The sequence below is a fragment of the Streptomyces sp. SAI-135 genome (assembly GCF_029893805.1).
Classification (GTDB): Bacteria; Actinomycetota; Actinomycetes; order Streptomycetales; family Streptomycetaceae; genus Streptomyces.
On record NZ_JARXYP010000002.1, the window covers coordinates 6677229 to 6689897 of the forward strand.

A 12669-nucleotide genomic window follows, 5' to 3' on the forward strand; every position below is an offset into this window, starting at 1 on the left:
CGCCCATTCGGGCGGGGCCTTTTCGTGTTTTCTCTCAGTCGTTCTGCAGGCCCGGGACGCGCATGGCCAGGATCGCCATGTCGTCCGACGGGGCGTCGGAGGCGAAGCGTTCGACCGCGCGCATGATGCGGGCCGCGACCGCTCCGGCCGTCAGGCCCGTGCAGGTGGTGAGGACGTCGGCGAGGCCGTCGTCGCCGAGCATGCGAGTGCCCTCGCGGCGTTCAGTGACGCCGTCCGTGACACAGAGGAGGACGTCGCCCGGATCCAGGGTGACCGTCTCCTCGTAGAGCTCCAGGTCGTCCATGACGCCGAGGAGCGGCTGGGGTTCGGCTGCCGGTTCGACGGTGCCGTCCTGGCGCAGGCGGAGCGGGAGCGGGTGGCCGGCGCAGACGACCTTCAGGTGGGCGCTGCCGTCCTCCTGCGGCCACAGCTCGCCGTAGAGGAGGGTCAGGAAGCGGCTGCGGGCCCCCTCGTCGAGGATCGCGGAGTTCAGGCGCTCCAGGACGGCCGGGCCGCTCAGGCCCTCCCGGGCCAGGAGGCGGAGGGCGTGCCGTGCGAGGCCGGTCACCGCCGCCGCGTTCGGGCCCGTGCCGCAGACGTCGCCGATGGCGAAGCCGTACGCGCCGTCGCTGATGGGGAAGACGTCGTAGAAGTCGCCGCCGACCTCGTTGCCCTCGCCGGCCGCGCGGTAGATGACCTCGACCTCGACGCCGTCGATCTGGGGGAGCTCGGGCGGCAGGAGGCTGCGCTGGAGGGACTGGCTGATCGCGGTGCGCTCGGAGTAGAGGCGGGCGTTGTCGAGGGCGAGCGCGGCCCGGCGGGACAAGTCCTCGGCCAGTTCCAGGATTTCCTGGCGGAAGTGTTCGTCGGTGGGCTTGCCGAGGGTCAGCATGCCGATGACGCGGTTGCGGGCGACCAGGGGGAGGACGACGGTCTCGCCGCCCACCGCGGAGGCCGTGGCGAGCGTGGGGCCGATCCCGGAGGCGATCTGGTGGGTGGGGCCCCCGCTGAGGCCGAGGCTGCGCATGGAGCTGCGCAGGGCCGCCTGGTGGGCGGCTTCGCCGGGGGCCGACCAGACGCGGGCACCGGGGGTCGGGACCGGGTCCGGGGGCTGAATCTTCGACAGCAGTGACTTGATGCCGTCGATGAGTTCCTCGTCCTCGTGCAGGACGTACGACAGATAGGGATCCGAGGCCTGGTCGGCGATCGTGTAGACGGCACACCAGGTGGCCAGGGTGGGGACGGTCATCTGGGCCATGAGGGCCAGCGTCTGGTCGCGGTCCAGGGTGCCGGCGAGGAGGTCGGAGGCCTCGACGAGGAAGCTCAGGGAGCCGCGGCGCAGGCGTTCGAGTTCGCCCAGGCGGGCCGACTCGACGGCCAGCGCGATGCGGTCGGCGGCGAACTGAAGGCGCAGGGCCTCTTCGTTCGAGTATCTGCCGGGGCCCTCGGCGGCCACGCCCAGGGAGCCGGTGAGGCGGCCCTCGACCTTCAGCGGGACCGTGACGACCGAGCGCATGCCGGTGCCGCTCAGGAGGGGCACGGCGCCGGGTACGGCGGACAGGTCGTCGTGGACGGCCGCGCATGCGGGCGGAGCCGTAGCGGCCGGGGCCTCCCTCGACGGGCACGCGCGCGAAGCGCTGGCGGGCGGAGGGCAGGCCGGTGGAGGCGCGGACCTCCAGCTCCGTCTCGTCGTCGGTCGCGAGGAGCAGGAAGGCGGAGTCGCCGTCGAGCATGTCGCGCGCGCGTTCGACCGTGCGCTGGAGCAGTCCGTCGAGGTCGTCCGGGGCGGGGGAGCCGATGAACACCTCGAAGGGGTCGGTGCTCTGGCCGTCGACGGAGGTGGTCGTGTCGGAGGCGGGGACGCGCAACGGCGTCTGGAGTACGGCGCGTTCGTGGTCTCGCACCAGGAGGCAGACCGTGGAGGGCTCGCCGCCGGTGTCGCGGACGCGCAGGTGGGAGGCGTAGACCGAGGTGACGCGGCCGTTGGCTGCCCTGATGCCGTAGCTGCCCTCCCAGCGGGACAGTTGCAGTGCCTCGGCGATCCCGGTGCCGGTGCCCGGGGTGTGCGGCCAGGCCGCGAGGTCGGTGAGGGGTTTGCCGATGACCTGTTCGGCGGCGTAGCCGAAGAGTTCCTCGGCGTCCTCGTTCCACGAGGTGATGGCGCACGTACGGTCGATCTGGACGACGGCGACGCGGACGCGGCCGTCGGCCAGCGGGAGGAGGTCCGCGGGCAGCGAGGGACCTGCCGTGCGGGTGCCCACCGGCCTTTCGGGCAGGTCGAGTTGGAACCAGACCTGCTTGTGGGTGGGGGTGTACTCGACGCCCCAGCGGGCGGCGAGTGCGGCGCAGAGCTGGAGGCCGCGGCCGCCCTCGCGGTCGAGGCTGCCCATGTTGACGGCCTGGCCCTGGAGGGGGATCTCCCGCTCGGGGTAGTGGTCGGCCACCTCGATCCGTACGCCGTCGTCGCTGCGCAGGCACAGGACGTCGGCGGAGGTGCCCGCGTGGACCACGGCATTGGTGACGAGTTCGCTGGTGAGGACCACCGCGTCGTCGACGATGTCGGCGAAGCCCCAGCCCTGGAGGGTGTCCCGGACGAAGGAGCGGGCGGTCGCGACCGATCGTCCGAGGGGTTCGAAGCTAGCGGCCGCGCGCGCGGTGATCACAGAACTCCTCGACCGGTTGTCGACGTGCAGGGCTGCCTGGCCGACCGGCTCGTGCCGCTGATGCGGCAGACCGCCCGTCGGCCGGGGATCCGGGTTCTGTCCCCCGGGGATCAGTCCGGTGGTCATGTGTGCGGCCGCCCTCCGATGCCCGCTCGTGCTCGTGCCACCGCCCAGGCCGGACAGGACCGGCTCGGCTGGACAGCCGCATGCAAGGTTACTTACCTTCGACGGCCATGCGGATGCCGGTCTGCAGTGTTTCCGTCCGGAGGGTGTGCGGACGATGTGCGAAGCTGCCGAACTGTTATGGCCGGGTTCAACCGGGGTGAAACACTGGGCAAGCTCCTGAAGAAGGTTCGGGCAGGCCGAGTGGCTTGCGCGTACGGCGGGCAGCAGCCCGTCGTGCGGCTCTGCATGCCTGGCTGACATATCTCTGTAGTAAGCAGAAGAACGCGGCAGCAACGGTGCGCCGCGCGGTACCACCCGAGCACAGCAGTAATGGTCGACCCCTGCGGGAGGGACACAGTGGAGTCTGGCGCAGCGACGCGGGGCACTAGGACGCGCGCGAAGGACGGACAGTCCCCGAGCGGCCAGCGCAAACCGCGGGGCGGCACCACCGCGGTGGACACGGCCGCCCTGGACCGGCTGCTCACGGCGCTGGTCTCGATGCGTGACGGGAACTTCCGCAAGCGGCTCACGGTGTCCGGCGACGGCCCGATGTCGGAGATCGCGGCGGTTTTCAACGAGGTGGCCGACCGCAATCTGCATCTGACGGGTGAGCTGTCCCGGGTACGGCGGATGGTGGGCCGTGAGGGCAAGCTCACCGAACGGCTGGAAACAGGTGCCTGTGAGGGCTCCTGGGCCGCCGCCATCGACGCCTCCAACGCGCTCGTGGACGATCTCGTGCGGCCGGTCTCCGAGGTCGGCCGGGTGCTGTCCGCGGTGGCGGAGGGCGACCTGTCGCCCCGGATGGAGCTCAGGACCCAGGCGCCGGACGGGACGGGGCATCCGCTGCGCGGGGAGTTCCTGAAGGTCGGGCGGACTGTAAACAACCTTGTCGATCAGCTGTCGACCTTCACCGACGAGGTCACCCGCGTGGCCAGCGAGGTCGGGACCGAGGGCAAGCTCGGCGGGCAGGCACGCGTGCGTGGCATGTCGGGTTCCTGGAAGGACCTGACCGAGTCCGTCAACACGATGGCCTACCGGCTGACGGCTCAGGTGCGGGACATCGCGCTGGTCACGACCGCGGTGGCCAAGGGCGACCTGTCCCGCAAGGTCACGGTGCACGTGGCCGGCGAGATGCTGGAGCTGAAGAACACCGTCAACACGATGGTGGACCAGCTCTCCTCCTTCTCCTCCGAGGTGACCCGCGTCGCGCGCGAGGTGGGTGTCGAGGGTGAGCTCGGCGGCCAGGCGCAGGTGCCGGGTGTGGCCGGCGTGTGGAAGGACCTCACCGATTCGGTGAACCTGATGGCCGGCAACCTCACGGCCCAGGTGCGCGGGATCGCCCAGGTGACGACGGCGGTCGCCAGCGGTGACCTGTCGCAGAAGGTGACGGTCTCCGCGCGCGGCGAGGTCGCGCAGCTCGCCGACACGATCAACCAGATGACCGAGACGCTGCGGATCTTCGCGGACGAGGTCACGCGCGTCGCCAACGAGGTCGGTGCCGAGGGACAGCTCGGCGGGCAGGCGAACGTGCCGGGCGCGGCGGGCACGTGGAAGGACCTCACCGATTCGGTGAACACGGTCTTCCGCAACCTCACCACGCAGGTGCGCGACATCGCCGCCGTGACCACGGCTGTGGCCAACGGTGATCTGTCGCAGAAGGTCACCGTGGACGTGGCCGGCGAGATGCTGGAACTGAAGAACACCGTCAACGGGATGGTGGACCAGCTGTCGGCGTTCGGTGCCGAGGTCACGCGTGTGGCTCGTGAGATCGGTGTCGAGGGTGAGCTGGGCGGTCAGGCCCAGGTGCCCGGGGCGGCCGGTACCTGGAAGGACCTGACCGACTCCGTCAACACGGCGTTCAGGAACCTCACCGGGCAGGTGCGGAACATCGCGCAGGTGACGACGGCGGTGGCCAACGGTGACCTGTCGCAGAAGGTCACCGTGGACGTCTCCGGTGAGATGCTCCAGCTGAAGAACACCGTGAACACGATGGTGGACCAGCTGTCGGCGTTCGCCGACCAGGTGACGCGGATGGCCCGGGACGTGGGCACCGAGGGCCGGCTGGGCGGTCAGGCCGTCGTGCCGGGGGTCTCCGGTACCTGGAAGGAGCTCACGGACTCCGTCAACTTCATGGGTGGCAACCTCACCTCGCAGGTGCGGCAGATCGCCCAGGTGACGACGGCGGTGGCCCGGGGTGACCTCTCCCAGAAGATCGACGTGGACGCCCGGGGCGAGATCCTGGAGCTGAAGAACACCATCAACACGATGGTCGACCAGCTCTCCGCCTTCGCCGACCAGGTGACCCGGGTCGCCCGCGAGGTGGGCACCGAGGGCCGTCTCGGGGGACAGGCGCAGGTGCCCGGGGTCGCCGGTGTGTGGCGTGACCTGACCGACTCCGTGAACGGAATGGCAGGAAACCTTACTGCCCAGGTGCGGAACATCGCCCAGGTGGCGACCGCCGTGGCCCGGGGTGACCTCTCCCAGAAGATCGACGTGGACGCCCGGGGCGAGATCCTGGAGCTGAAGAACACCCTCAACACGATGGTGGACCAGCTCTCCAGCTTCGCCGACCAGGTGACGCGGGTGGCCCGTGAGGTGGGCACCGAGGGCATCCTCGGCGGACAGGCCGAGGTGCAGGGTGTCTCCGGCACCTGGAAGGACCTCACGCAGTCCGTGAACTTCATGGCGAACAACCTGACCATTCAGGTGCGCAACATCGCCGAGGTCACCACCGCGGTCGCCAAGGGTGACCTGTCGAAGAAGATCACCGTCGACGCGAAGGGCGAGATCCTCGAGCTCGTCACCACCGTCAACACGATGGTCGACCAGCTGTCCTCCTTCGCCGAGCAGGTGACCCGAGTGGCCCGTGAGGTGGGCACCGAGGGGCAGCTGGGCGGTCAGGCGCGGGTTCCGGGTGTCACGGGCATCTGGAAGGACCTCAGCGACAACGTGAACCTGATGGCCAACAACCTGACCATGCAGGTGCGCAACATCTCCCAGGTCGCCAACGCGGTCGCCAACGGTGACCTCACGCGGACGGTGACGATCGAGGCGCGCGGCGAGGTCGCGCAGCTTGCCGACACCTTCAACACCATGGTGAAGACGCTGAGCTCGTTCGCCGACCAGGTCACCAAGGTGGCCCGTGAGGTGGGCACGGACGGCATCCTGGGCGGCCAGGCGCGGGTGCCGGGCGTGGCCGGCACCTGGAAGGACCTCACCGAGTCCGTGAACCAGATGGCGTCCAACCTGACCGGTCAGGTGCGGAACATCGCCATGGTGACCACGGCCATCGCCAAGGGTGACCTGACCAAGAAGATCGACATCGACGCGCGCGGCGAGATCCTGGAGCTGAAGACGACCATCAACACGATGGTCGACCAGCTGTCCTCCTTCGCCGAGGAGGTCACCCGGGTCGCCCGCGAGGTGGGCACCGAAGGACAGCTCGGCGGCCAGGCACGCGTGCGGGACGTCGACGGCACCTGGCGCGACCTGACCGAGTCCGTGAACGAAATGGCAGGAAACCTTACTCGCCAGGTGCGAGCCATCGCGCGCGTGGCGACCGCGGTGACCAGGGGCGACCTGAACCTCAAGATCGACGTGGACGCGTCCGGCGAGATCCAGGAGCTCCAGGACTACATCAACAAGATGATCGCCAACCTGCGCGACACCACGATCGCCAACAAGGAGCAGGACTGGCTCAAGGGCAACCTGGCCCGTATCTCGGCGCTCATGCAGGGCCGCCGGGACCTGGAGGACGTGGCCTCGCTGATCATGAGCGAGCTGACGCCGGTGGTGACCGCGCAGCACGGCGCGTTCTTCGTCGCGATGCCGCTCCTGGACGGCAAGGACATGAGCGCCGAGGCCGAGGACCAGTACGAGCTGCGGATGCTGGGGTCGTACGGCTACTCGATGGGCTCCATGCCGACGTCGTTCCGGCCGGGGGAGGCGCTCATCGGGACGGCCGCCGAGGAGAAGCGCACGATCCTGGTGGACAACGCGCCCAGCGGCTATCTGAAGATCTCCTCCGGTCTCGGAGAGGCGCCGCCCGCGCAGGTGATCGTCCTTCCGGTGCTGTTCGAGGGCAAGGTGCTCGGTGTCATCGAGCTCGCGTCCTTCACCCCCTTCACGCAGATCCAGAAGGACTTCCTCAACCAGATCGCCGAGATGATCGCGACCAGCGTCAACACCATCTCCGTCAACACCAAGACGGAGGTGCTGCTGAAGCAGTCGCAGGAGCTCACCGAGCAACTTCGGGAGCGGTCGGCCGAGTTGGAGAACCGGCAGAAGGCCCTCCAGGCGTCCAACGCCGAGCTGGAGGAGAAGGCCGAGCTGCTGGCCCAGCAGAACCGCGACATCGAGGTCAAGAACACCGAGATCGAGGAGGCGCGGCAGGTCCTGGAGGAGCGCGCCGAGCAGCTCGCCGTGTCGATGCGCTACAAGAGCGAGTTCCTGGCCAACATGTCGCACGAGCTGCGGACACCGCTGAACTCGCTGCTGATCCTCGCCAAGCTGCTCGCCGACAACGCGGACTCCAACCTCACCCCCAAGCAGGTCGAGTTCGCCGAGACCATCCATGGCGCGGGCTCCGACCTGCTCCAGCTCATCAACGACATCCTCGACCTGTCGAAGGTCGAGGCGGGCAAGATGGACGTCTCCCCGACGCGCATCGCGCTGGTGCAGCTCGTGGACTACGTGGAGGCCACCTTCCGGCCGCTGACCGCGGAGAAGGGCCTCGACCTGTCCGTGCGGGTCTCGCCCGAGCTGCCCGCCACCTTGCACACCGACGAGCAGCGGTTGCTCCAGGTGCTGCGCAACCTGCTGTCCAACGCGGTGAAGTTCACCGACTCCGGGGCCGTGGAGCTGGTCATCAGGCCCGCGGGCCGGGATGTGCCGGTGGCGATCCGGGAGCAGCTGCTGGAGGCGGGTTCGCTGCGCGACCCGGACGCCGACCTGATCGCGTTCTCGGTGACCGACACCGGCATCGGTATCGCGGCCAGCAAGATGCGGGTGATCTTCGAGGCGTTCAAGCAGGCCGACGGGACGACCAGCCGCAAGTACGGCGGCACCGGTCTCGGGCTGTCGATCTCGCGGGAGATCGCGCAGCTGCTCGGCGGTGAGATCCACGCGCAGAGCGAGCCGGGGCGTGGATCGACGTTCACGCTGTATTTGCCGCTGCACCCCAGCGAACTGCCGCCGCAGGGCTACCAGCAGTCCATGCCCGCCCTGGAGGCCGGTGACCTGGTGGCGTCCACGTCGGAGAACGGGATGTCCGGCGTCGAGGTCGAGACGCCGGCCGAGGTGAAGTCGTACCAGGAGACGCAGAACGGTCCCGCGGCCCTCTTCCGGCGCCGGCGCAGGACCGCACCGGCCCTCGAACAGCGGATCGGACAGCCGGACCAGTGGTCGGCGGTGGAGCACCAGTCCGCGCCGCAGCCGCGCCGGGGCATCCGCTTCGGCGGGGAGAAGGTGCTGATCGTCGACGACGACATCCGCAACGTCTTCGCGCTCACGAGCGTCCTCGAACAGCACGGACTGTCGGTGCTCTACGCGGAGAACGGCCGTGAGGGCATCGAGGTGCTGGAACAGCACGAGGACGTGGCGGTCGTCCTGATGGACATCATGATGCCCGAGATGGACGGGTACGCGACGACCAACGCGATCCGCAGGATGCCGCAGTTCGCCGGGCTCCCGATCATCGCGCTGACCGCCAAGGCGATGAAGGGCGACCGGGAGAAGGCGATCGAGTCGGGCGCCTCCGACTACGTGACCAAGCCGGTCGATCCCGATCATCTGCTCTCGGTCATGCAGCAGTGGATGCGGGGGGAGTGAGGGGAATCATCGAAGTTCACGCGGAGTTGCTGACTGAGTGTGCCCGACGCCGTGTAGAAGTACGGGATTCGGGGAACCTTCTGGTCTCCCGCTACGTTTCTGCTACGTGCACAGTGACATCACGGTGACAGGGTGTGGTGACAGACAGGGTGCGGCTACGATGACCGGCACAAGGACGGGCGGCGAAAGGGAGTCGTCCCCAGGGGCGGCACCCGGTGCACATCCGGGGCGAGGAGGGCGGGCCATGGTGCAGAAGGCCAAGATCCTCCTGGTCGATGACCGGCCGGAGAATCTGCTGGCGCTGGAGGCCATCCTCTCCGCGCTCGATCAGACACTGGTGCGGGCATCGTCCGGGGAGGAAGCGCTCAAGGCGCTGCTCACGGACGACTTCGCGGTGATTCTGCTGGACGTCCAGATGCCTGGCATGGACGGTTTCGAGACCGCGGCGCACATCAAACGGCGGGAGCGGACCCGGGACATCCCGATCATCTTCCTCACCGCCATCAACCACGGTCCGCACCACACCTTCCGGGGGTATGCGGCGGGCGCGGTGGACTACATCTCCAAGCCCTTCGACCCGTGGGTGCTGCGCGCGAAGGTCTCGGTGTTCGTCGAGCTCTACATGAAGAACTGCCAGCTGCGCGAGCAGGCGGCGCTGCTGCGGCTCCAGTTGGAGGGCGGCGGCAAGGCGGCGGTCGGGGACGCGAAGGAGCCGGCGGGTCTGCTCGCCGAGCTGTCGGCGCGCCTCGCGGCGGTCGAGGAGCAGGCGGAGGCGCTGTCCAAGCAGCTGGACGACGAGTCCGCGGACGCGGCCGCGGTGGCCACCGCGGCCCATCTCGAACGCAAACTCACGGGGTTGCGGCGGGCGCTGGACGCGCTGGAGCCGGGCACCGGGAGCGCGCCTTCGGTGTCCTCGCAGAACTGACCGGACCCACCGAGCGGACGGACGGCCGGCGCAAGTGTTCCCGCGCCTCCCGCGAGTGAGCCCGCGTCAGCTCGGCACCTTCTCGGAAGCGACACGAACGGGTGAAGCACCGGGCACACGTGTCCGTTGCCTCCTCCACCGGTAATCTCCCACCTATGGCCTCACGTCCCTCCGCAGCCAAGAAGCAGCCCGCCAAGAAGGCTGCCGCTCCCGCGAAGGGTCCGGCGAAGAAGGCCGCTGCCAAGAGAGCACCGGCCAAGAAGGCGCCCGCCAGGAAGGCCGCGGCCAAGAAGGCCGTGCCGCCCAGGCCGGCGCCCAGCCCGACCGGTGGCGTCCTCCGCCTCATCCGCGCCCTCTGGCTCGGCCTCGCGCATGCCGTCGGCGCGGTGTTCCGCGGGATAGGGCAGGGCGCGAAGAACCTCGACCCGGCCCACCGGAAGGACGGCGTGGCACTCCTGCTGCTCGGCCTCGGTCTGATCGTGGCCGCCGGTACCTGGTCGAACCTGCGCGGGCCGGTCGGTGACCTCGTCGAGATCATCGTGACCGGCGCCTTCGGCCGGCTCGACCTGCTCGTGCCGATACTGCTCGCGGTCATCGCCGTACGGTTCATCCGCCACCCCGAGCAGCCCGAGGCCAACGGCCGGATCGTGATCGGTCTGTCCGCGCTCGTCATCGGCGTGCTCGGCCAGGTGCACATCGCCTGCGGCTCGCCCGCCCGCAGCGACGGCATGCAGGCGATAAGGGACGCCGGCGGCCTCATCGGCTGGGGAGCGGCGACGCCGCTGACGTACACCATGGGCGAGGTCCTCGCCGTACCGCTGCTCGTGCTGCTGACGGTCTTCGGACTGCTCGTCGTCACCGCCACCCCGGTCAACGCCATCCCGCGGCGGCTGCGGGAGCTCGGTGTGCGGCTCGGGATCCTCCCCGAACCGGTGGACGAGTTCGGCGAGGACGACGAGCGCTACGACGAGCAGTGGCGCGAGGCGCTGCCCGCGCGCGGACGCAGGCGCGGCCCGGCGCCCGCGCCCGACGCCTACGACCCCGACGGAGCGGAGCAGGAGGCCCTCTCGCAGCGCCGTGGGCGCCCCCGGCGGTCCGCGGTGCCGCAACCCGCGCCGGACCGGCGCAGGGACGCCGTGGACATCGCGGCGGCCGCCGCCGCGGACCTGGACGGCGTCGTCATGCACGGCCTGCCGCCCTCGCCGCTGGTCGCGGACCTCACCCAGGGCGTGAGCGTGGGCGACCGGGTGGAGACGACGCCCGTGCCCACCCCGGTCCCGGCCGCGCGGCCCAAGCAGGAGGCCCGTCCGAAGCAGGAGGCTCGTCCGAAGCAGGAGAAGCTCAAGGTCGAGGTCGCCGACCTCACCAAGCCCGCTCCCGAGGCGCCGAGCGAACTGCCCGCGCGCGCGGAGCAGCTCCAGCTGTCCGGCGACATCACCTACGCGCTGCCCTCCCTGGACCTCCTGGAGCGCGGTGGGCCCGGCAAGGCGCGCAGCGCGGCCAATGACGCCATAGTCGCCTCGCTGACGACCGTCTTCACGGAGTTCAAGGTCGACGCCGCCGTCACCGGCTTCACGCGCGGGCCGACGGTCACGCGTTACGAGGTCGAGCTCGGACCCGCCGTGAAGGTCGAGCGGATCACCGCGCTGGCCAAGAACATCGCGTACGCCGTCGCCAGCCCGGACGTGCGGATCATCAGCCCGATCCCCGGCAAGTCCGCGGTCGGCATCGAGATCCCCAACACCGACCGGGAGATGGTCAACCTCGGTGACGTGCTGCGGCTCGCGGCGGCGGCGGAGGACGAGCACCCCATGCTGGTCGCGCTCGGCAAGGACGTCGAGGGCGGCTATGTGATGGCCAACCTGGCGAAGATGCCGCACGTGCTCGTCGCCGGAGCCACCGGTTCCGGTAAGTCGTCGTGCATTAACTGCTTGATCACTTCCATCATGGTGCGCGCGACCCCCGAGGACGTGCGCATGGTCCTCGTCGACCCCAAGCGCGTGGAACTGACGGCCTATGAGGGCATCCCGCACCTGATCACGCCGATCATCACCAACCCGAAGCGGGCCGCCGAGGCGCTCCAGTGGGTCGTACGGGAGATGGACCTGCGCTACGACGACCTGGCGGCGTACGGATTCCGGCACATCGACGACTTCAACGAGGCCATCAGGAACGGCAAGGTCAAACTGCCCGAGGGCAGTGAGCGCGAGCTCCAGCCGTACCCGTATCTGCTGGTGATCGTCGACGAGCTCGCCGACCTGATGATGGTCGCGCCCAGGGACGTCGAGGACGCGATCGTGCGGATCACGCAGCTCGCGCGCGCGGCCGGCATCCACCTGGTGCTCGCCACCCAGCGGCCGTCGGTGGACGTCGTGACCGGTCTGATCAAGGCGAACGTGCCCTCCCGGCTCGCCTTCGCGACCTCCTCGCTCGCCGACTCCCGGGTCATCCTCGACCAGCCGGGTGCCGAGAAGCTGATCGGCAAGGGCGACGGGCTGTTCCTGCCGATGGGCGCCAACAAGCCCACCCGTATGCAGGGCGCCTTCGTGACCGAGGACGAGGTCGCGGCGATCGTCCAGCACTGCAAGGACCAGATGGCGCCGGTCTTCCGGGACGACGTCGTCGTGGGCACCAAGCAGAAGAAGGAGATCGACGAGGAGATCGGCGACGACCTCGACCTGCTGTGCCAGGCGGCCGAGCTGGTGGTCTCCACGCAGTTCGGGTCGACGTCCATGCTCCAGCGCAAGCTGCGGGTCGGGTTCGCGAAGGCGGGCCGGCTGATGGACCTGATGGAGTCCCGGGGCATCGTCGGACCCAGTGAGGGGTCGAAGGCTCGTGACGTTCTTGTGAAGGCTGACGAGCTGGACGGAGTGCTCGCGGTGATCCGCGGGGAGGCTTAAGGGGAGCCCGGAGCGGGTGCGGCCACCGATGTTCGATCGTGACTCACCCGTAAGGGATCATTGAGCAACCGTTTCCCTTCGGCGTACGTCAAGTTGAGGGAAGCGAAAAGCTGCTGCCCCACCATCGGCGTGTTCGGCCATTCCGATGGCGTACAAAGTCCCACCGCCCGGTTGCCCCACCCTTTCG

The 12669-nt window shown here is 69.4% G+C and carries 3 protein-coding genes and 1 pseudogene; 3 read left to right on the top strand and 1 reads right to left on the bottom strand.

Annotation, left to right across the window (positions count from 1 at the left end; translation table 11 throughout):
* Window positions 1-34: 34 nt before the first annotated feature.
* A pseudogene (locus M2163_RS34820) lies at window positions 35-2789 on the bottom strand (SpoIIE family protein phosphatase).
* 396 nt (window positions 2790-3185) lie between these two features.
* On the opposite strand from M2163_RS34820, the gene M2163_RS34825 reads away from it, so the two are divergent.
* The 3 genes from M2163_RS34825 (at window position 3186) to M2163_RS34835 (ending at window position 12482) form a co-directional block, all read left to right on the top strand.
* Entirely contained in the window at window positions 3186-8657 is a 5472-nt protein-coding gene (locus tag M2163_RS34825; protein ID WP_280895936.1) for a HAMP domain-containing protein, read from the top strand.
* 244 nt (window positions 8658-8901) lie between these two features.
* Window positions 8902-9582 carry a response regulator gene (locus M2163_RS34830; protein WP_280848962.1) on the top strand — a complete coding sequence of 227 codons (681 nt, stop codon included), beginning with the start codon at window positions 8902-8904 and terminating at the stop codon, window positions 9580-9582.
* A gap of 155 nt (window positions 9583-9737) precedes the next feature.
* Window positions 9738-12482, top strand: a complete 2745-nt coding sequence (locus M2163_RS34835) for a DNA translocase FtsK (RefSeq protein ID WP_280848961.1) — start codon at window positions 9738-9740, stop codon at window positions 12480-12482.
* Window positions 12483-12669: the final 187 nt, after the last annotated feature.